Origin of the sequence: Burkholderia metallica (assembly GCF_902832845.1) — a bacterium.
GTDB lineage: Bacteria > Pseudomonadota > Gammaproteobacteria > Burkholderiales > Burkholderiaceae > Burkholderia > Burkholderia metallica.
The window spans coordinates 179,671-200,570 of the sequence record NZ_CADFDB010000006.1 but is presented as its reverse complement, the minus strand read 5'-3'; the positions used below and the strand labels follow the sequence as shown (position 1 = coordinate 200,570).

20 protein-coding genes are annotated in these 20,900 nt (G+C 68.4%); 3 read left to right on the top strand and 17 right to left on the bottom strand.

Annotated features, from left to right (window positions below):
• The first annotated feature begins 2 nt into the window (after positions 1-2).
• Complete coding sequence (locus HWX08_RS18510) at positions 3-1,304, top strand: NAD(P)/FAD-dependent oxidoreductase (RefSeq protein ID WP_174923039.1); 1,302 nt, start codon at positions 3-5, stop codon at positions 1,302-1,304.
• A gap of 110 nt (positions 1,305-1,414) precedes the next feature.
• Here the strand turns inward: HWX08_RS18510 and HWX08_RS18505 are convergent, their stop codons facing one another.
• From HWX08_RS18505 to HWX08_RS18475, 7 genes are all read right to left on the bottom strand, one after another.
• On the bottom strand, positions 1,415-2,089 hold the full coding sequence (locus HWX08_RS18505) for a DUF799 domain-containing protein (RefSeq protein ID WP_069257761.1): 675 nt from the start codon (positions 2,087-2,089) through the stop codon (positions 1,415-1,417).
• A gap of 14 nt (positions 2,090-2,103) precedes the next feature.
• Complete coding sequence (locus HWX08_RS18500) at positions 2,104-2,535, bottom strand: DUF4810 domain-containing protein (protein WP_069257762.1); 432 nt, start codon at positions 2,533-2,535, stop codon at positions 2,104-2,106.
• 57 nt (positions 2,536-2,592) lie between these two features.
• Positions 2,593-3,264 carry a CsgG/HfaB family protein gene (locus HWX08_RS18495; protein ID WP_199855937.1) on the bottom strand — a complete coding sequence of 224 codons (672 nt, stop codon included), beginning with the start codon at positions 3,262-3,264 and terminating at the stop codon, positions 2,593-2,595.
• A gap of 666 nt (positions 3,265-3,930) precedes the next feature.
• The gene (gor, locus tag HWX08_RS18490; protein WP_069257764.1) at positions 3,931-5,289 is read right to left on the bottom strand and encodes a glutathione-disulfide reductase; all 1,359 of its coding nucleotides are present in this window, start codon (positions 5,287-5,289) and stop codon (positions 3,931-3,933) included.
• A 245-nt stretch (positions 5,290-5,534) separates the two neighbouring features.
• Positions 5,535-5,759: a hypothetical protein gene (locus HWX08_RS18485; protein ID WP_027788932.1), complete on the bottom strand. Its 225-nt coding sequence runs from the start codon at positions 5,757-5,759 to the stop codon at positions 5,535-5,537.
• Positions 5,760-6,133: 374 nt separating this feature from the next.
• The gene (locus tag HWX08_RS18480) at positions 6,134-7,255 is read right to left on the bottom strand and encodes a porin (protein WP_107314348.1); all 1,122 of its coding nucleotides are present in this window, start codon (positions 7,253-7,255) and stop codon (positions 6,134-6,136) included.
• Positions 7,256-7,605: 350 nt separating this feature from the next.
• Positions 7,606-8,304 (bottom strand): YoaK family protein, encoded by a 699-nt coding sequence (locus HWX08_RS18475; RefSeq protein WP_069257766.1) that lies wholly within the window; start codon positions 8,302-8,304, stop codon positions 7,606-7,608.
• Positions 8,305-8,592: 288 nt separating this feature from the next.
• Between HWX08_RS18475 and HWX08_RS18470 the strand changes: the two genes are divergently transcribed.
• Positions 8,593-8,931, top strand: a complete 339-nt coding sequence (locus HWX08_RS18470) for a hypothetical protein (RefSeq protein WP_174923040.1) — start codon at positions 8,593-8,595, stop codon at positions 8,929-8,931.
• Between the two features lie 40 nt (positions 8,932-8,971).
• On the opposite strand, the gene HWX08_RS18465 is transcribed toward HWX08_RS18470, so the two are convergent.
• Together HWX08_RS18465 and HWX08_RS18460 are read right to left on the bottom strand one after the other, a co-directional pair.
• Positions 8,972-9,499, bottom strand: a complete 528-nt coding sequence (locus HWX08_RS18465; RefSeq protein WP_043184629.1) for a chromate transporter — start codon at positions 9,497-9,499, stop codon at positions 8,972-8,974.
• Entirely contained in the window at positions 9,496-10,119 is a 624-nt protein-coding gene (locus HWX08_RS18460) for a chromate transporter (RefSeq protein WP_174923042.1), read from the bottom strand. Before HWX08_RS18460 ends, HWX08_RS18465 begins: the two co-directional genes overlap by 4 nt.
• A gap of 96 nt (positions 10,120-10,215) precedes the next feature.
• On the opposite strand from HWX08_RS18460, the gene HWX08_RS18455 reads away from it, so the two are divergent.
• Positions 10,216-11,100: a transcriptional regulator GcvA gene (locus HWX08_RS18455; protein ID WP_174923044.1), complete on the top strand. Its 885-nt coding sequence runs from the start codon at positions 10,216-10,218 to the stop codon at positions 11,098-11,100.
• Positions 11,101-11,159: 59 nt separating this feature from the next.
• Here HWX08_RS18455 and HWX08_RS18450 read toward each other — a convergent pair whose 3' ends face one another.
• The 8 genes from HWX08_RS18450 to flgG form a co-directional block, all read right to left on the bottom strand.
• Positions 11,160-12,467 (bottom strand): solute carrier family 23 protein, encoded by a 1,308-nt coding sequence (locus HWX08_RS18450; RefSeq protein ID WP_069257769.1) that lies wholly within the window; start codon positions 12,465-12,467, stop codon positions 11,160-11,162.
• A gap of 303 nt (positions 12,468-12,770) precedes the next feature.
• Positions 12,771-14,012 carry a flagellar hook-associated protein FlgL gene (gene flgL / locus HWX08_RS18445; protein WP_174923046.1) on the bottom strand — a complete coding sequence of 414 codons (1,242 nt, stop codon included), beginning with the start codon at positions 14,010-14,012 and terminating at the stop codon, positions 12,771-12,773.
• A 22-nt stretch (positions 14,013-14,034) separates the two neighbouring features.
• Positions 14,035-16,017: a flagellar hook-associated protein FlgK gene (gene flgK, locus HWX08_RS18440; protein ID WP_174923048.1), complete on the bottom strand. Its 1,983-nt coding sequence runs from the start codon at positions 16,015-16,017 to the stop codon at positions 14,035-14,037.
• 206 nt (positions 16,018-16,223) lie between these two features.
• Positions 16,224-16,979, bottom strand: coding sequence for a flagellar brake protein (locus tag HWX08_RS18435; protein WP_069257772.1), 756 nt, complete (start codon positions 16,977-16,979; stop codon positions 16,224-16,226).
• A gap of 220 nt (positions 16,980-17,199) precedes the next feature.
• A complete protein-coding gene (gene flgJ, locus HWX08_RS18430; protein ID WP_069257773.1) occupies positions 17,200-18,183 on the bottom strand; it encodes a flagellar assembly peptidoglycan hydrolase FlgJ in 984 nt (327 codons plus the stop codon).
• Entirely contained in the window at positions 18,184-19,368 is a 1,185-nt protein-coding gene (locus HWX08_RS18425; RefSeq protein WP_069258090.1) for a flagellar basal body P-ring protein FlgI, read from the bottom strand.
• A 5-nt stretch (positions 19,369-19,373) separates the two neighbouring features.
• A complete protein-coding gene (gene flgH, locus HWX08_RS18420) occupies positions 19,374-20,066 on the bottom strand; it encodes a flagellar basal body L-ring protein FlgH (RefSeq protein ID WP_069257774.1) in 693 nt (230 codons plus the stop codon).
• Positions 20,067-20,086: 20 nt separating this feature from the next.
• The gene (gene flgG / locus HWX08_RS18415) at positions 20,087-20,875 is read right to left on the bottom strand and encodes a flagellar basal-body rod protein FlgG (protein WP_069257775.1); all 789 of its coding nucleotides are present in this window, start codon (positions 20,873-20,875) and stop codon (positions 20,087-20,089) included.
• Positions 20,876-20,900: the final 25 nt, after the last annotated feature.

Sequence of the window (20,900 nt, the reverse complement as noted above, 5' to 3'; positions counted from 1 at the left end):
TCATGCAGACCTTCGCCAACCAGCCGCACGTCGCGTCCTACTACGCGGCGACCGCCAACGATACGACCCGCCACGCGCCGCTCGCCGGCACGACCGATGCCGACGTGTGCGTGATCGGTGCGGGCCTCACTGGCCTGTCCGCCGCGCTCAACCTCGCCGAGCGCGGCCATTCGGTGACCGTACTCGAAGCGTCGCGGGTCGGATGGGCGGCGAGCGGCCGCAACGGCGGCCAGCTGATCGGCGGCTTCGCGTGCGACATCGACACGTTCGCGCAGTTCATGCCGGAATGCGACGTGAAGCGCATCTGGGACATGGGGCTCGAAACGCTGTCGCTCGTGAAATCGCGCATCGCGCAGCACGACATCGACTGCGCGCTGGTGCCCGGCTACCTGACCGCCGCGAACACCGCGCGCGACGCCGATGCGTTGAAACGCTGGCGCGACGAAGCCGCGACGCGCTTCGGCTACGACCGGTTCCGCTTCGTCGAAGCCGACGCACTCGGCGACTACGTGCAGTCGGAGCGCTATTGCGGCGGCCTGTACGACCCGGACAGCGGCCACCTCCATCCGCTGAACTACACGCTCGGCCTCGCGCGCGCAGCGACCGAAGCGGGCGTGCGCATCCACGAGGACAGTTGCGTGACGCGCGTGCGCGACGTCGCGGGCGGCCACGTCGTCGAGACGGGCGGCGGCAACGTGCGCGCGCGCTTCGTCGTGCTCGCATGCAATACCTGCGTCGGCTCGGTCGCACCCGCATTGTCGAAGAAGATCATGCCGGTCGGCACCTACGTGATCGCGACCGAGCCGCTCGGCGACGCACGCGCCGCCGCGCTGATGCCCGCGCGCGCGGCGATTTGCGACAGCCGTTTCGTGCTCGACTATTTCCGGCCGGCGCCCGACACGCGGCTCGTGTGGGGCGGCAAGGTCAGCTATTCGACGCGGCAACCGCGCGACCTCGCGGCGGCAATGCGCGCGGACATGCTGAAGACGTTCCCGCAGCTTGCGGACGTGAAGGTCGACTACGCATGGGGCGGCTTCGTCGACATCACGATGAACCGCGCGCCGCACTTCGGCCGCCTCACGCCGACGACGTATTTCGCGCAGGGGTTTTCAGGGCACGGCGTGAACACGACCGCACTCGCGGGCAAGCTGATCGCCGAGGCGATCGACGGGCAGGCGAGCCGCTTCGACCTGTTCGACAAGATCCGCCATCGCGACTTTCCAGGCGGCGAAGCTCTGCGCACGCCGGCGCTGGTACTCGCGATGGGCTGGTACCGGCTGCTCGATGCGTTCGGCATGCATTGAGCGTGACGACACGTCGATACGTCGATACATCGATATGCAGATGCAAAAACAGCCGCGCACTTGCGCGGCTGTTCGAGCCGATGGCAGGACTTCGACGCGTCGGCCGCGTATCAGTCCGTGCCGTACTTCGGTGAGCGCGGCCCGTATAGCAATCCGTTCGGCGGCCCGGCCGACAGCAACCGGCTGCTCGTCAGCCCGGCCACGTCATGCGCTTCGTCGGTCAGCGAATGCGCGACCTGCTTGACAGCCGCCTGCACCAGCGCGCCGACGACCCCGAACGCATTGACGCTCATGTTGTTGCCGACTTCCTTGCCGGTCGCGCGACCGTCGCCTTGCCAGAGGACGTCGCCGGTCTTCAGGTCGACGAGCTTCGCCGATGCGGAGACGATCGTCGTACTGTCGACCACCTGATAGACGGAGCCGTACTGCGTGACCTTCGAATACAGCGCGGCGTCCGCGCCGAAGATTTCGCGCAGCTTCGCGGGCGACGTGCTCTGGATATCGGTCGCGTTCGTCAGGCCGTTCTGCTTGAACGTCTCGTCCATCACCGCGACCGGCACCACGTAATAGCCGGACTCCGCGAGCGGCTGCGTCATTTGCGACAGCACGCCGTAGGTCGCGCCGACGTCGGTAGTCTCGTTCACGGGCGGCAGCACGAGAATCGAGCGCGGCTGGCTCTTCTTGAACGCCGTGTAATCGGGGCGCTTCACCGGTTGCGCGCACGCGCTCAGCAGTGCGGCGATCGACAGCACGGACAACAGCTTGAATGAAAGTGTCTTGAACATGGCGGGCGCGTCACTCACTGTTTGACGGGGTTCGAATCGGCGGCCTTGCGGGCGGCGACCGTCTGGCCGGCGGCCGTCGGATTCGCGGCTTTCGAGTCACCGGCCTTCTTCTTCATCAGGAAATCCATGTACGGCGCGGACTCCGGGAACAGTTGCTTCTCGGCCTGCAGCTCCTGCCCGGCCTGCTGCATGTTGCCGACGCTCGCATACAGCATCCCGAGATGCGCATGGAACCCCGGCGGCGGCGTATGGCCCTTCGCGCGAATCTCCTGCAGCGCCTTTTCGAGTGCGTCGATCTGCTCCTGCGGCGACTTCTGCCCCTTGAAGTATTCGTACACCTGCGGCTGATAGCCGTTCCATTGATAAAGCGGCGGCGTGGTCGGCGCCGCGCAGCCCGCGAACAGCATGACGGCCGCCGTCGCCGGCAGCCAGATTCCCCGTTTCATGGTCTTGTCTCTTCTGGTTGATGTGATGATGAGTTCAGGCGGTACCGCACGCGCCCGTTACTTCGCCGCCTTCAGCGTACCGGCATCGACCTGGTCGACGAGATGGTTCACGGCTTCCTGGATCGCGAGGTCCAGCACCTTGCCGTTGAGCGTCGAGTCGTAGCCGGCCGTGCCGCCGAAGCCGATCACCTCGCGGTTCGACAGGCTGAATTCGCCCGCGCCCTGGCTCGATGCGACGACTTCCGACGTCGTCGTGTCGACGATGTTCAGATTGACCTTCGCGTACGCGACCTGCGTCTTGCCGCGACCGAGGATGCCGAACAGCTGGTGATCGCCGACGTCCTTGCGGCCGAACTCGGTCACGTCGCCCGTCACCACATAGTTCGCGCCCTTCACGGCCTGCGCCTTCTTCATGAAGCCGGCTTCCTGCCTGATCTCGTCGAGGTTCTCGCGATCGAGCACGTTGAAGCGGCGGCTCTGCTGCAGGCGCGTGACGAGGATCGTCTTCGCCTGGCCGCCGAGGCGGTCGATGCCGTCCGAGAAGATGCCGCGCATGTAGCTCGAGCGATTGTCGAACTTGCCGACCGCGATCGCGACGGGCTTGCCCGCATACGGCTTCTGCGCGCTGCTGACGGCCGGCACGTCGAGCGTGCGCGACGATTCGGTCGCGCAGCCGGACAACGCTGCGACGACCGCTGCCGCCACGAGGACGGTGCGTCGTGTCTGAATGTTCACTGCTGGTCTCCTTGGAGGGAAAGAAGGCGCCGAGCGGAGCCGCGGGCTCGCGGACGAGCCGGCGCTCGAAATGATTGCGGCGCGAACGGGCGTGCGCGCGTCGGTGCGACGCGCGCACGCATTCGTCGCCGGGCTGGCGATCGCGACTACGGATGGGCGGGTGTAGGCAGCAGGCGCGCTGCAACCCGAAGCGGATGCGCGACGCGATACGCGACGGATGCGCGTGCGTGCTTGATTGCGTGATGCTCGTGATTGCGCTGTTGATCGCGCATGATCGACCCCCGGATATGATTTTTCGCGATCATATCAAGCCTGTTTATCGAGACGGGGTATCTTGATAATAGTTGACGATTTTCTTACTGATACGCAAAGCGCGACCGGATTCGCGCCAACCCGTTGCCGGACAGCGGTGATCCGGTATCCGAGCAGCGCACTTCGATAGTTTGATTTTTGCCGATACGCATCGCGCTCCGGTCGGACAATATCGAGATACATCGCGCGCAGCTCGACTTGCGTTGCCGATCACTTGAAAACGATCACCCGTATTAATCGGGCTTTTCCGCGCCGGTAAATCGCGCGCCGGCCGATTCCCGACCCGGCGATTCCGCGATCCGGCACATCACAGACGCACGCGCGCTGGCGCGCGCGTGCCCGCTTTCGCTAGCCGCCCACCTTCTGCCGCATCGTCACGAACTCCTCGGCCGCGGTCGGATGGATGCCGATCGTGTCGTCGAACTGCGCCTTCGTCGCGCCCGCGCGAATCGCGATCGCGATGCCCTGGATGATCTCGCCCGCATCGCGGCCGACCATGTGCGCGCCGACCACGCGCTGGCTGTCGCGCGCGACGACGAGCTTCATCAGCGTGCGCTCGTCGCGGCCCGACAGCGTATGACGCAGCGCCTTGAACGACGTGCGGTAGATGTCGACGTCGCCGTCGTACAGGTCGCGCGCGCTCGCCTCGGTGAGCCCGACCGTCGCGACCTCGGGCTGGCTGAACACGGCCGACGGCACGTACTCGTGATCGGCCGCGACGCGCGAGCCGCCGAACAGCGTGCGCGCGAGCAGCGCACCGTCGCGCGTCGCCACCGGCGTGAGCTGCGGCCGCGACGTGACGTCGCCGATCGCATGGATCGACGGCACCGACGTCGCCGAATACGCATCGACGGCGATCGCGCCGCGCGCGTCGAGCAACACGCCCGCCTGTTCGAGCCCGATCCCGTCGACGTTCGGCACGCGGCCGGTTGCATAGAGCACCGCGTCGTACGGCCCGTGGCGCGCATCGCCGACGCGCACGCTCAGCGTGCCGTCGTCCGCGCGCTCGATCGATTCGATCACCGCGCGCGCGTGGATCGCGACGCCCTGCTTCGTCATCTCGTCGGTCAGGAACTGGCGCACGTCGTCGTCGAAGCCGCGCAGGATCTTCTCGCCGCGATAGAACAGGTCGACGTGGCTGCCGAAGCCGTTGAAGATGCCCGCGAACTCGACCGCGATATAGCCGCCGCCGACCACCGCGATGCGCTTGGGCAATGCGGCGAGCGACAGCGCCTCGCGCGACGTGATCGCGTGCTCGATGCCGGGGCGCGACGGCAGCGACGGGCGCGAGCCGGTCGCGATCGCGATGTGGCGCGCGCGGAACCGGCGCTCGCCGATCGCGACCGTGTGCGCGTCGACGAGCGTCGCGCGCCCCGCGTGCATGTCGACGCCCGATTGCCGCAGCAGGTTGATGTAGATGTCGCTCAGCCGGTTGATCTCGCGATCCTTCGCGGCGATCAGCGCGGGCCAGTCGAGCGTGCCGGCACCGAAGGTCCAGCCGAAGCCCTTCGCGTCCTCGACTTCATGCGGATAGTGCGATGCGTAGACGAGCAGCTTCTTCGGGATGCAGCCGCGCAGCACGCAGGTGCCTCCGATCTGCTCTTCTTCCGCTATGCCGACGCGCGCGCCGTAGGACGCGGACATCCGCGCGAGCCGCACGCCGCCCGAGCCGGCGCCGATGACGAACAGGTCGTAGTCGAAATCCATCGCATTCCCTCATCGCAGTTCGGATGGAGGGACGATAGCAAGATTCCGGCAATCGTGCGGCGCACGGTGCAGGCGCGGCGCGTGCCCAATAAAAAACGGCGAGAGACAGGGGCCTCTCGCCGGTCAAACCGGCTGCCGGGTGTGCCATGCGTCACCGATCGACCGCATGCCCGACCTGCCGGCTGCGCGGCACCGGCCGGCCCGGGCGCGCGAAGGGCGCACCCAGGGCCGGCCAGCCGCCATGCTCATGCCTGCGACGTGTCGCTGCCGTCCGTCGCCTGCGTGTCGTCTGCCTGCTGCGGCTGCTCTTCCTTCTTCTCGAGCATGCCTTCGATCGCTTCCGCGCCCTTGAAGCCGGCGACGGCGGCGGCCGCCTTGGTCAGCAGGCCCGCATCCGGATCGAGCTTTTCCGCGCCTTCGACGGCGGCGATTGCGCCGGCGATTTCACCCACGGTGTTCAGGATACCCATCGTCATCCCCTTTCGAGAAAATCGTGAGCGCATCGTCCCACGAAAAAAACCGGTGCACCGCGATTGTCATCGCCGGATACACAAGTTACGCACCAGGCCGGCCGCACTCGCCGAGCGTGACCGGAACGCCGCACGCGCGGGCCGCACGGCACGCAACGGGCGATGCACGCAGCGTAGCCGAAAGGCCATGCGCGCACTGTCAAAGTATGTTCTGGATTGCCGACGGATCGCTTACGGCGCGGGGCGCGCGCAATGGAGCATTCGCCGAATAGTCGTGCACGCGCATGAAGGTCGCGCGACGAAAAAAAGAGGCGCCTCGCGGCGCCCCTTCGATGCATGCCGGACGACTGCCGGCACGTGCGTTCCGATGTTCGTCAGAAGATATTGCGCAGGCCGATCGCGATGCCGGTCTGGTTGCTGCGACCCGGCAGCTCGACGTTCGCCGCGCCGTTCGTCTTGTTGAAGTCGACGGTGCCGTAGACTTCCGTGCGCTTGCTCAGCGCGTACTCGGCGATGCCGACGACCGCGTAGCGGTTGCCGCTCGCGAGCGTGCCGTTCGTGGTCATCGCATTGCGCATGTGGTCGTAGTAGAACGCGCCCGTCAGCGTCAGCGGCGCGCTGACCTGCCAGCTCACGCCCGCGAACGGACCGTCGTCGATCCGGCCGGTGCCCTTCGCGACCGGAATCGTCTGCTGCGCGAGCAGGCTGTCGACGAAGCCGGTGTCGTCCTTCGAGCGCAGGTAGCCCGCGTAGATCTTCGCCTTGCTGAACGCGTACACGACGTTCGCGTGGTAGATCGTCTGCTTGCGCGCCGAGTTGTCGCTGTTCTGCTGCGCGCCGGCCGCGATGCTGAGCGGGCCCATCACGTACGACAGCGACACGCCCCACGCATTGCCCTTGCCGAGCGAACCCGGGATCTGGCCCGAGAAGCCGCCGGCGCCGGTCGATTCGTAGTTGGTGCCGGTCGAGTACATTGCCTTCGCGGTCAGGCCGTCGAACTTGCCCGTGTACTTGATCTGGTTGTCCGCATACAGGCCGCCGCCGAGTGCAACCGGCAGCCACGCGTTTTCGAGGTAGTTGCCGACCGTCAGAGGATCGTAGGTGTCCGACAGCAGGTCGAACAGCGGCGTCTTCTGGCGGCCGAGGGTCACCGTGCCGTACGGGCTCTGCAGGCCGACGTACGCCGCGCGGTTGAACAGGCGGCCACTGTCGGCGAATGCGCCGTTCTGCAGGTTCACGCCGCTTTCGAGGTTGAACACGGCCTTCAGGCCGCCGCCGAGATCTTCGGTGCCGTAGATGCCGAAGCGGCTGTTCGTGATCGCGCCGTTGGTCATCGACAGCAGGCCGTCGTTCTTCGCGTTCGCGTTCGTGAGGTAACGGATGCTGGCGTCGGCGACGCCCCAGAGCGTGACCGAGCTTTGTGCGGCCGCGTACTGGCTGGCAAATGCGAGCGCTGCGCCCCCTGCGATGGCTGCGAGTCGGGTGGTCTGCTTCATGAGCTTTCCTTTTTGTAGGTGTCTCCATTCATGGCCGGCCGCGTGCGCAGCCGGGTGGCGATCGCTCGCGTTCTTGGCGCGCGCGATGTGGGCTGAATCATATGACGAGTGCCATCGCTGAAAGAAATTGAAATGCGCGGTCACGGCGGAACTGTCGCCCGCGCACAACGCTGCGCGCGGCGGGCGGGCGCGGGCGCGTTCGGACTCCGCCCGGCAACGGGCGATCGCGCCGTTTACGGTGTGTCGGGTCTGAAAGGATCGCGCAGCCGACGCCGCGCGACACGCACACACGCGCGGTATGCGCACAGCGGGCACGTGGCGCACGCAGCGGCGCGCCCCGCCACGCACGCTCACACCGCTGCCGGACCGCCGTCGGCCGTGTGCCGGCGCCACGCGCGCCGCACGATTTCCGCAAACGCGCCGACGAGCAGCAGCACCGCGCCCCACAGCGCGAGTTCCGGCACGAGCCGCGTCACGAGGCCGCCGACCACCGCGCCGGCCAGGAAACAGAAGCTGATCGTCGCGAGCAGCGCCGAGTCGTGCAGCGCACCCGCGTCGTAGCGCGGGATCAGCCCGACGAACAGCTTCTGCGCGGCGCGCCGCAGGTTGCCGGTGGTCATCACCGACGTGTACGACAGTTCCTCGAGATGGGTGAACGACAGCGTCTGCAGCGTCGCGACGAACGAGATGCCCGGAATCAGCCACGCGCTCGACGCGCCGACGACGCCGCTCGCGGCCACGCCGAGAAACGCGATCTCGACGAGCAGGCTCGTGAACGCCGTGTGCTTCATCCAGCCGCGCTGCGCGGCGAGGCCGAGCAGGTGCGCGACGAACACCGCGATCACGAAGCCGCCGAGCGGCGGCACGTGATGCAGCGCGGCGGCCCATTCGCCGGCCGACAGGTTGATGCCGAGCAGCGCGACGTTGCCGGTCATCGTGTTCGCGAACACGTGCCCGTGGCCGACGTACGTGTACGCGTCGAGGTAGCCGCCGGACAGCGTCAGCAACGCGGCGACGGTGAGATTGCGGCTGGCGCCGTCGAGATCCATCGATCCTCCCGTGGTGGGCGCCGCCGCGCCGCGTACGGCGGGCGGCGCGAAATTCGGTGCGGCCGGCCAACGCGCAACGCCGCCGCCACCGCTGCGCGGCCGCGCATCGCCGCGTGCCGCGCGCCAATATAATGCTCGCCGTCGACAGGCGGATTCCCGCCGCGCACCGCAGCCTGACGGTGCGGGCCGCGCGGGCTTCGCCGCCGCGGGACCGGCCGAGTATACCGGGCGGCCTGCCGCCGGTTGCGCGCCGGGCGCCGCCCCGCGCTTTCCCATTGAGCCTTTCGAATGACACCCTCGACGTTCTTCCTGCGCTTCACCGTGATCCCGTTCGCCGCGATCGTGCTGGTGGCCGTCTGGGCGTTCAACCGCGAATCGGGCGAGATCGACGCGCGCCAGTACGCGGCGCTGGTGGCCGCCTATCCATCGTTCACGCCGAAGCTGAAGCACGAGGTGGCCGACGCGCTGCGCGGCGGCAGGCTCGCGAAGGCCGACTACGGCGCGATCATGCGCGATGCGCTCGACGCGGGTTACGTGGTCGACTGGCCCGCGGCGACCGACGACGTCGACAGCGAGCGCGGCCGGTTACTCGGGATCGTGAACGGCGACCTGCCGGCGTCTCGATAGCGGGCCGGCGCCGGCTGCGGCCGGCCGCGGGCGAAACCGCTCACTGCCCGATGCCGGTGAGCCCGATCAGCGCACCGCCCGCGAGCAGCCACAGCGGATGGATGCGCGTGCGCCACGCGAGCACCGCGCAAGCGGCCGTGATGCCCCACTGGATCGCGGTGCGGTTCGACGCTTCGGAGATCAGCACCGCGCTCGCCGCGACGAGCCCGGCCGTGACGGGCATCATCCCCTGCTGCACGTAGCGGCGCCACGGCCGGTCGCGAAAGCGCTCCCACGCATGCAGCGCGAGCACGGTGACGATCGACGACGGCCCGAACTTCGCGAGCGACGCGACGAGCAGCCCGCTCCAGCCGGCCACGTGCCAGCCGACCAGCGACACGATCATCATGTTCGGCCCGGGCGCCGCCTGGGCCAGCGCGAACAGCGCGGTGAATTCGTGCGCGCTCATCCAGTGATGGACGTCGACGACCTGACGCTGCATCTCCGGCAGGATCGTGTTGCCGCCGCCGAACGCGAGCAGCGACAGCTGGCTGAAGATCGTCGCGATTGCGATCAGCGTGTCGTTCACGGCCGGCCTCCGTGCTGCGTGTCGCGCGCCGCGGCCGGCGCCGGCTGCGGCGCGGGTGCGTCGCGGCGCCGCGACGCGAGCCAGATGCTCACGGGCGTCAGCACGAGCATCGCGGTCAACAGCGGAATGCGCAGCACCGCGATCGCGACGAACGCGAGCGCCGCGATGCCGGCCGCCGCGCGCGCATGCCTCAGCGGCTTCGCGACCTTCACGGCCATCGCGACGAGCAGCCCGGCGGCCGCGGCGGCGAGCCCCGTGAACAGGTGCTGCACGCGCGGATCGTTCTGCGTCTTCGCGTACAGCACGCCGAGCGCGACGACGACGAGCGTCGGCCCCGCGATCAGCCCGAGAATGCCGGCGAACGCGCCGGCGACGCCGCGAAAGCGCATGCCGACGGCCACCGACAGGTTGATCACGTTGCCGCCCGGCAGGAACTGGCACAGCCCGAGCAGATCGGTGAATTCGTCGGCGGAGAGCCACTTGAGCTCTTCGACGATGGTGCGCCGCGCGAACGGCAGCGCGCCGCCGAACGACATCAGGCCCAGCGACAGGAAACCGGTGAACAGCTCGGCGAGGCCGATGCGGCGCGGGGAGGCGGCAGGCGGGGAAGCGGATTGCATGGGGCTCCTTATCGAACGGTGACCCGAGGTTACCGCCGTCCGACCGGCCGGCAAAACGATTTTATCGGCGCGCCCTTGTGATCTAGAATCACAAGCATGGCACGCGATCTCCCGCCCTTTTCCGCGCTTCGGGCCTTTGAAGCCGCGGCACGACATGAAAGCTTCAGCGCCGCCGGCGACGAGCTGCATGTGACTCACGGTGCCATCAGCCGGCAGATCGCCGGGTTCGAGGCGTGGCTCGGCAAGCCGGTGTTCCACCGTTACGGCAAGCGCGTGAGACTCACCGACGAAGGCCGCCGCTACCTCGACACCGTGCGCGCCGCGTTCGACAGCATCGCGCACGCGACCGAGCAGTTGCGCCACACGGGCGCCGCACGCGTGCTGCGCATCAACGCGCTGCCGACCTTCGCGATGAAATGGCTGCTGCCGCGCCTGTCGCGGTTCCAGCGCGACGTGCCGAACGTCGAGCTGAAGCTGTCCACGTCGAACGCGCCGCTCGATGCGCTCGACGGCTTCGACGTCGCGATCCGCCGCGGCCCCGGCCACTGGCCGAACTGCACGAGCGGCCACTTCCTCGACGAAAGCGTGATTCCGGTGTGCAGCCCCGCGTTGCTCAAGCGCGCGCCGATCGCACGCGCGGACGATCTCGCGCGCCACGTGCTGCTGCATTCGGATACGCGGCCGGAAGGCTGGCGCGACTGGTTCGCGGCGGCCGGCGTGGCGATGAAGGGGCGCAAGCGGCAGTCGTTCGATCACTTCTACCTGGCGCTGCAGGCGGCCGTCGACGGCCTCGGCGTCGCGCTCGGCCCGTTGCCGCTGATCGACGACGAACTCGCGAGCGGCCGGCTCGTGATGCCGCTGGAAGGGCCGCGCATCGCGACGCGCAGCTACTGGTGGATCGCGCCGCGCGCGCCGGCCGACGATCCGCTCGTCGCGCAGTTCTGCGCGTGGCTGCAGACACAGTCGAACGTCGGCGCGTAGCGCAGCGACGTTCGCCGCGGAAAACGACGCGGGCGGCAACGCACCGCCCGCCCGAGCGCTCAGACCACCGGGCCCGGCTCCTTTTCCCTGCGCAGGATCGCGTACAGGATGATCGCGCCGAACGTCGCGGTGCCGATCCCGCCGAGCCCGAAGCCGCCGATCTTCAGCGAGAAGTCGCCGGCGCCGAGCACCAGCGTGACGGCCGCGACGATCAGGTTGCGGTTGTCGGAGAAATCGACCTTGTTGACGACCCAGATCCGCGCGCCCGTCACCGCGATCAGCCCGAACACGACGATCGACACGCCGCCGAGCACGGGGCCCGGAATCGTCTGGATCACCGCGCCGAACTTCGGCGAGAAGCCGAGCACGATCGCGATCAGCGCGGCCACCGCGAACACGAGCGTCGAGTAGATCCGCGTGACGGCCATCACGCCGATGTTCTCCGCGTAGGTCGTCACGCCCGTGCCGCCGACGCTGCCGGACACGATCGTCGCGAGCCCGTCGCCGATGAACGCGCGGCCCACGTAGCGATCGAGGCTCGTGCCCGTCATCGCGCTGACGGCCTTGATGTGGCCGAGGTTCTCCGCGACCAGGATCACCGCGATCGGCGCGAGCATCAGCATCGCGTGCGGATCGAACACCGGCGCGCGGAAGCTCGGCACGCCGAACCACGCCGCATGACCGACGATCGAGAAATCGATCGGCTTGCCGAGCCCCAGCCCGTTGGTCGCGATCGCGTAGATCACGTACGCGATCACGAGCCCGACGAGGATCAGCAGGCGCTGCACCATGCCGCGCGAGAACACCGCGACGCCGCCGACGCACAGCACCGTGACGAGCGCCATCACCGATTCGAAGGTCGACGCGGACACGCCCTTGACCGCGATCGGCGCGAGGTTCAGCCCGATCACCGCGACCACCGCGCCGGTCACGACGGGCGGCATCAGCGTTTCGATCCAGCGCGTGCCGATCGCCTGCACCAGCGCGCCGAGCGCGACGTACACGACACCGCACGCGACGATCCCGCCGAGCGCGACCGGGATGTTCGGGTTCGGGCCGCTGCCGCCGTAGCCGGTCACCGCGATCACGAGGCCGATGAACGCGAAGCTCGACCCGAGGTAGCTCGGCACGCGGCCGCCGACCAGCACGAAGAACAGCAGCGTGCCGATGCCCGACATGAAGATGCACAGGTTCGGGTCGAAGCCCATCAGCAGCGGCGCGAGCACGGTCGAGCCGAACATCGCGACGACGTGCTGCACGCCCATCGCGACCATCTGCGGCCACGCCAGGCGCTCGTCGGGGCCGACCACGCGCGACGCCGCGCCGGTCGATTGCACCCGCCAGCGCGGGAAGTAGGAATCGGACATGGGGAAAAGGGCTCCTGTCGGTCGCCGGCTGCAGAAGATGCGCCGGTCTGGAATCTGGCGCGAGTTTACGGAGCGGAAATGGGGCTGGCAAGCGCGCTGATGCGCGGGCCGGCAAGGCCGAAGCGCGGCTTGCCGCGTGGGTGAAACGGGGCACGATGAAAGGGCCCGATGAATGGGCCCGATGAATGGGCCCGATGGCGCGATCCGGTATCGCGCCCGTCCGCGCGGGGACATGCGCGGGCGGTGATCGACACCGGCCGCGCATGCAAGCGTGCGCTCACATCGCGGCCGGCGCGCCGTGCATCAGGGGTTGATGTACTGGAACAGCGACAGGTTCTGCAACTGCGCGTAAGCCTTCTGCGAGCCCGTCAGCGCGTTCTGCATCTGCAGGAACTGGCTGATCGTCGTCACCATGTTGGTGCTCGTCAGGTCGGACAGGTTGCTGGTGACCTGCAGCGACGCGGTCTGGTTGACGGCCTGCATCGCCTTGACTTCCTGCTCCCGGCCACCGACCGATGCCTGAATCGTCGTGACGTTGCGCATCGTATTGCCAAGCTTGGTCGAGCCGGTCATCAGCGCGTTCTTCAGCGCCGCGGCCGCCACCGGGTTGCCCGTCACGGGCGTCTTCAGCGCCGCGACCATCGCGTCGAGCGTCGAGAACACGTCCGAGCCGCCGCTCGCCTGCGGCGCCGGCTCAACAGCAAACGTGTCGCCGGCGGCCGGCGTGCCCGACACCGCCACCGTCATTCCGCTGCCGAGCGAGATCGCCGAGCCCGACGAATAGGCCTGCGCCGGCGTCGTGGTTGGCGGACTGACCGAGTTGTCGGTCACGGTGTAGGTCGGCGCGGCGGCCGTGCCGCCAAATGTGATCGAGAACTGATGGCCGTTCGTCGCGAACGACGGGTTCGTCACCGTGACCGCGCCGATTGTGCCGGTGCCCGTGTTGCCCGCGCGAGCCGACGGCACCGGCGAGCTGCCGATCGTCGGCACCGACATGAAGACGGCCGCGCCCGTGTCGCCCTGCGACACGGTGCTCGAATCGGCGATCTGCACCTGGCGCGTGCCGGTGTCGCCGACATAGGTGACGCTGCCGCTCGGCGTCGTCGAAAACGGCGCCGCCGAATTCTTCGTGCCGGCGAACAGGTAGTTGCCCGCGCCGTCGTTGGTGTTCGCGAGCGTCATCAACTGGTCGCGGTAACCCTGCAGCTGCGTTGCAAGCGCCGAGCGGTCGCTGTCGGACAGCGAACCGTCGCCGGCGCGCACGAGCAGCGACTGCGCGCTCGTCAGCACGCCGCTCACGTTCTGCAGCGTCTGGTCCTCGGCCTGCAGCGACGCGAGCGCCGCGCTCTGGTTGGTCGCGTACTGCGACAGCGTCGCCGACGTCATCGACAGCTGCACGGCCTGCGCCGCGCCGGCTGGATTGTCCGCCGCCGTCTGCAGGCTCACACCGCTCGAGATCTGCTGATACAGCTGCGCAAGCTGGGCCTGCTGATCGTTCATTTGTGAAACGTTCAGCTGGAAGAACTGGGCGCTGGAAATCCGCATCGCTTCTATCCCTCGAATCCGGTCAATTGAACAGGCCGAGCACGGTCTGGAACAGCGTCGCCGCCGTCTGGATCACCTTCGCGTTCGCCTGGTAGAACTGCTGGTACTGCATCAGGTTGGCCGCTTCCTCGTTGGTGTTCACGCCCGACACCGACTGCTGCGCCTCGGTGATCTGGCCGATCAGCCCGGTCTGCGCGGCGCTCGACGACTTCAACTGGGTCGTCGTGTTGCCGATGCCGTTCACGTAGCTCGCATACGCGCCCGTGAGCGTCGTCGTGCCGTTGCCGAACGCCTTCGCGTTGACCAGCTTCGACAGCGCGAGCGCGTTGGAGCCGTCGCTGGTGCCGCCCGCATACGGCCCGATCGTGAACGAGTCGCCGGTCGCCGGTGCGCCGGACAGCGTGACGCTCACGCCGTTGAGCGCGCCCGCGGCCGTTCCCGACATCGTCATCGTCGCGCCCGCCGCCGGATCGTACGGGACGGTGTCCGTCGGGCTGTTGATCGTGACCGACGTCGGCGGCGTGGTGCCGATCGTCACCGTGGTGCCGACCGGGAAACCCGTCAGCGTTTTCGCCGTCGCGTCATAGGTCAGCTTGGTCGTCGGCACTTGATAGCCCGCGGTTACGCCGCCCAGCGTGATCTTGCCCGTGCCGGTGTTGGTGCTCGCCGCCGACGTGACGGCCGGCGATGCTGCCGCGATCGCCAACGCGCTCGTCGTGGCGAGGCCGAAGCCGTTCAGCGCGCCGCGCGTCGGCAGCACGGTGAACTTGTCACCGGCACTCATCGAGCCCGACGGGATCGAGAAATTCAGGCCGCCGAGCGAAACAGGCATCGGCCCCGCCTTCTGGTCGACCACCGCGCCGCTCGCGCGGTCGGTCAGCGTGTAGTTCGCGCCGTCGTAGGACAGCGTGTAGTCGCTTGTCGTCGGCTGCGACGCGTTCGCGAACGACACGGACAGCGACGCGTTGCCGGTATTGCCCTGGTTCGCGTACACGGTCGGCGACGGCGTCGCGAACAGGTTGCCGCCCTTGTTGCCCGACAGGTCGATGCCGAGTGCGTTCTGCGCGTTGACCTGCGCGGCGAAGCTGGTCGCGATCGCGCCGAGCTGGGCCTGTGCGGGGTCGAGCGTCTGGCTGCGGAACGCGAGCAGGCCGCCGAGCGTGCCGCCCGACAGCGACGAATCGGGCAACACCTGGTTCGGCCCCTGCGGCTTCGCGCCGGCGATCCCCTGCGACACGACGGTCAGCTCGCTCGGATCCGACGGCGACGTGACGGCCGCAAGCTGGTAGCTCTTGTCGGCGACGACGAGAGGTTGGCCACCCGACATGAATACGCTGTAACCGCTGTCGTTGCGCACGACCTGGATACCGGCCAGGCCCGACAGGTTCGACACCGCGAGGTCGCGCTGGTCCAGCAGCTGGTTCGGCGGCTGCCCTTGGCTGCTCGCCGCCGCGATCTGCTGGTTCAGCTGCGCGATCTGCGCGGTGTACGTGTTGATCTGCGACACGGTGCTGGTGAGCTGCGTGTTCACGCTCTGGCGCAGCGCGTCGTACTGCTGGCCGGCCGCGTTGAGCTGGTTGGCCAGCGTCTGCGCGTTGCTGATCGCGGTCTGCCGCACCGACGGGTCGGACGCGTTGTTCGCGACGTTCTGCAGCCCGGTGAAGTAGTTCGTGATCCCGGTCGAGATCCCCGCCGTCGGGCTGCCGATGTAGTTGTTCAGCTGCGCGACGAGCGTGTACCACGTCGACAGCGCGCCGCCCTGCGTCTGCGCGGTGTTCATCTGGTCGCTCAGGTACTGGCTGTACTGCCGCTGCACGGTGACGGTGTTCACGCCTTGCGGCATGTAACCGCTGCCCGAATACTGGCTGCTCGCTTCCGCATACACGGGCCGCTGGACCGAATAGCCGGGCGTCGCCGCGTTGCTGATGTTGTTGCCGGTCGTCGTGAGGCCCCAGAGCGCGGCATTCAGGCCGCTGACGCCGAGGTTCATGAGTGTGTTGGACATGCGCGATCCTGATGAGCCGGCCGCGCTGCGGCCGCCGGGTTGCGTGACTCCCGGTATAACGGCCGCGATTTCGGAAAATTGAGGGAAAAATGCACGCGCGACGCGCGTGCGCGCGTCACGGGTCGAAGCGTGCGGCGGACCCGGCCGCCGACGGTGCGCCGACGGTGCGCGGGCCGCCCCGGGCGGGGCCGGCCGACGCGTGCGCGTCAGGCCCGCGCGAGCGAGCGGCGCTTCATCTCGAGCTGCGTGATCAGCCGCTGCAGCGTGTTCTCCGCGCTGCCCGGCAGCGACATGTAGCGAAAGCCGAGCTGGTAGCGCCGCGATCCGTTCGGCATCTGCGTCGAACGCTGCGACACGAGCTGCAGGTCGAGCGACAGCTTGCCGTGGCCGGTCAGCTCGAGCTCGACGTCGGGCAGCAGCGTGCCGACCTCGAGCGTCTCGACGCGTTCGTCGGCCGTGCGCAGCCCCACGCCGCCGAGCGACAGGTTGTGCACTTCGAACAGGAAGCTTTCGCCGTCCGGCAGCTTGCCGCGGCACAGGAACGGATCGACGATCGGCGCATCGACGCGGAAATATTCGCGGCGCTGGATGCACGTCAGCACGTCGGGGAAATCGGCGACGAACGCGGGCAGCCCCTCGTAGCGCGTCTCGCGCGGCGTGCCCGTGGAGAATTCGACGCGCACGCCCTCCGGCGCGGCCGCGAACGTGCAGTGCGATGCGCCGAGGATGCCGGCGTTCTGCTCGGCCAGCGCACCCCAGTCGAACGTGAACGTCCGCGCGCCGACATCCACCTCGAGCAGGCGCGTGACGAGCTGGCCGCCCGGATACTGGACGGTCAGGAAATCGCCGCGGTTGACGAGGTTGCGCAGCTGCACGCCGATTTCCAGCGGATTGCGGCGGGCATAGTCGGGCCCGGAGTGGCCTGCATCCAGGCTGGGGTCCGTCGACGTTTCGATATTCATGGCTAGCCGGTCTTTCTTGTCATGGGCGCCCGTGCAACCGGTGCGCGATAAAACCGGGCCAGAACGGGGGCCCGGTCGCAGGTCTCTCACACTTAGCGGCAGTGCTGACCGAAAGTTTAGATCGAATTCGGGGATTATTTTCGCGCAAACGTTGAAACCGCGCGCGGCGGGCTGCCGGGCGCGGTCCAGAGGGTGCAGCGGGCGGTCGCCGACGGGGCCGTCAGCCGATCTGCTGCATGATCGAAATCAGCTTCTTCGCGTAGTTCGGATCGGTCGCGTAGCCGGCCTTCTGCATCCCGTGCGCGAAGCCTTCGACGCTGCGGCTCGCGCTCAGCACGCCCGCATAGCGCGGATTGTTCTTCAGCAGGTTCGCGTAATCGGTCATCGCGTGCTCGTACGAATCGTACGCGCGGAATTTCGCGACCACGCGGCGCGGCGTGCCGTTCACGTATTCCGTCGTCAGCGCCGACACCGTGCGGCCGGTCCAGCCCTTGGTCGCCTTGATGCCGAACACGTTGTAGCTCGTCGAGCCGTCGCTCGCGCGGATCTCGCGCTTGCCCCAGCCCGATTCGAGCGCGGCCTGGCCGACGATGAAGCGCGCCGGGATGCCCGTCGACGCGCTGGCCGCCTGCGCGGGGCCCGCGAGCCGGTCGACGAACGCGTCGGCGTCCTGCACGCCGCTCGCGCCCTTCAGCGGCGGCGTCAGCGCGCTGCCGGCCGAGTAGCCGCGCGTGCCGGCGAGCCCGCCGTTGTTCGCCGCGTTCGCGTAGGCCCGCGCCATCGCGTTCATCGCGGCGAGGCCGCCTTCGTTGCCGGCCCCGCCGAGGCCGGCCGCGCCCAGCCCGGCCGCGCCGACGTCGGCCGCCGAGCCGCTGCCCGCGCCCTGCCCCGCGTTGCGCAGCAACTGCTTCATCAGCGCGTCGGCGACGCCGATCCCGCGCGTCGACATCTGCTGCGCGAGCTGCTGGTCGAGCATCGACGTGTACATCTTCGACGTATGCGAATCGAACAGCCCGCCGTCGGGCGACGCGTCGCGCATGCTCTTGAGCATCATCTGCGTGAACATCGCGTCGAACTGGCCGGCGACCGCCTTCGCGCCGGCCTGCGGCGACTGCTTCGCCTGCGCGCGCAGTGCGTCGAAACCCTGCACGTCGAGCGCAAAGCGCTGCGTGAGGTCGTTCGCGTTCGGGAGCGTGGCTGCCATTTAGATGATCTCCAGGTCGGCGCGCAGCGCGCCGGCGGCCTTCATCGCCTGCAGGATCGACATCAGGTCCGCGGGCGTCGCGCCGAGCGTGTTCAGCGCCTTCACGACGTCGGCGAGGTTCGCGCCGGCCGTCACCATCTTCAGCGCGCCGTTGTCCTGCTTGAGCTGGATCTGCGACTGCTGCGCGACCACCGTCTGCCCGTTCGAGAACGGCCCCGGCTGCGACACCACCGGCTGCGTGTTGACGACGACCGACAGGTTGCCGTGCGCGACCGCGCAGCTCTGCAGCGTGACCATCTGGTTCATCACGATCGAGCCGGTGCGCGCGTTCAGGATCACCTTCGCCGCGGCCTTGTCCGGGCTCACGTCGAGGTTCTGCAGCCGCGCCATGAACGCGACCTGCTGCGCCGAATCGGCCGGCGCCGCGAGCTGAATCGTGCGGCCGTCGAGCGCGGTCGCGGTGCCCGGGCCGAAACTCGAATTGACCGCGGACACGATCCGCTGCGCGGTGCCGTAGTCCATGTCGTTCAGCTGCAGCTGCAGCACGCCGTTCATCTGCGCGATCGCGTTCGGCACCGAACGCTCGACGATCGCGCCGCCGACGATCCGGCCGGCCGCGAGCTGGTTCACCTGTACGCGGCTGCCGTTCGCGCTCGCGCCCGCGCCGCCGACCGCCATGTTGCCCTGCGCGAGCGCATAGACCTGGCCGTCCGCGCCCTTGAGCGGCGTGAGCAGCAGCGTGCCGCCGCGCAGGCTCTTCGCGTTGCCGAGCGACGACACGGTCACGTCGAGCGCCTCGCCGGGCCGCGCGAACGGCGGCAGCGTAGCCGTCACCATCACGGCCGCGACGTTCTTCAGCTGCATGTTGTTCAGCGACGACGGGCCGCCGTTGGCCGAACCGTTGTTGATCGAGATGCCGAGGTTCGCGAGCATGTTCGCGAGCGTCTGCGTCGTGAACGGCGTCTGCATCGTCTGGTCGCCCGTGCCGTCGAGGCCGACGACGAGGCCGTAGCCGATCAGCGGGTTGTCGCGCACGCCCTGGATCTGCGCGAGATCCTTCAGGCGTTCCGCGTGCGCGGGCGCCGCGCCGAACATGCACGCCGCGGCCACGGCCGCGAACGCGACGGCGAGCCGCGCGGCGGTGCGCGCGCGGGCCGGCAGGCGGTGGAAAGGCGTGTTGCGCATCGTCGTCACCACGGCGCGATGTTGAGGAAGAAGCGCTGCAGCCAGCCCATCGTCTCGGCTTCGTTGATGTAGCCCTTCGACGAGTATTCGATCTTCGCGTCGGCGACCTGCGTCGAGTAGACGGAGTTCGCGCCCGAGATCGTGTTCGGGTTGACGACGCCCGAGAAGCGCACGAATTCGTTGCCCTGGTTGATCAGCATCTGCTTCTCGCCGCTCACCACGAGGTTGCCGTTCGGCAGCACGTTGGTGACGGTCACCGTGATCGTGCCGTTGAACGTGTTCGCCGCGCTCGCGCCGCCCGTCGCCGCGAACTTGTTGTTGCCGGCGGCCGACAGGTTCGCCTTCGCGAACAGCCCGCCGAGGAAGCCGGCCGTCGGCACGCTGAAGTCGGTGTTGCCCTGCCGGTTCGTGTTCGCGCCCGACGACTTGGTCGCGTTGATGTTCTCCGCGATCATGATCGTCAGGATGTCGCCTATGTTGCGCGGCCGCTGATCCTCGAAGAGCGGGCGCCCCGCGTAGCCGGGGTTGTAGATCGAGCCGGGCGCCTGCATCGACATCGGCACCGGCGGCTGCGCCGTCATCGGCTGCTGGATGATCGGGTCGCGCGGGATCTGCGCGCAACCGGCGGCGAGCGCCGCCACCGCGACCGCGCACGCGGCGCGGACGGTGGCTGACGGGAGGAGGCGAACCTGCTTCATGGCGACGACGGGTGTTCCGGTTAGCTCTTCATCTGCGTGACGGTCTGCAGCATCTGGTCGGACGTCGTCACGGCCTTGCTGTTGATCTCGTAGGCACGCTGCGTCTGGATCATGTTGACGAGCTCCTGCACGACGTTCACGTTCGACGCTTCGACGTAGCTCTGGTTGAGCGTGCCCGCGCCGTTCAGGCCCGGCTGCGACACGTTCGGCGCGCCCGACGACGTGGTTTCGGAGAACAGGTTCTCGCCGCGCGCCTCGAGGCCGGCCGGGTTGATGAAGGTCGCGATCTGCAGCGAGCCGATCTGCACCGCATTGGTCGAGCCCGGCTGCGTGATCGACACGACGCCGTCCTTGCCGATCGTGAGCGACGTCGCGTTCTGCGGAATCGTGATCGCCGGCAGGATCTGGTAGCCGCTCGACGTGACGAGCTGGCCCTGCGCGTTGGTCTGGAACGAGCCGTCGCGCGTGTACGCGTTCGTGCCGTCCGGCATCAGCACCTGGAAGAAGCCCGCGCCGTTGATCGCGACGTCCTTCGAGTTGCCGGTCTGCGTGAGGCCGCCCTGCGTGTACAGGCGCTCGGTCGCGACCTGCTGCACGCCGGTGCCGAGCTGCAGGCCCGACGGCAGCTCGGTCTGCTGCGTCGAGTTCGCGCCGGGCTGGCGGATGGTCTGGTACAGCAGATCCTCGAACACCGCGCGCGACGCCTTGAAGCCGTTCGTGCTGGTGTTCGCGAGGTTGTTCGAAATCACGTCCATCTGCGCCTGCTGCGCATTCATGCCGGTGGCGGCGATGTAGAGCGAACGATTCACTTGTCAGGTCTCCTGCGTGGGCTGG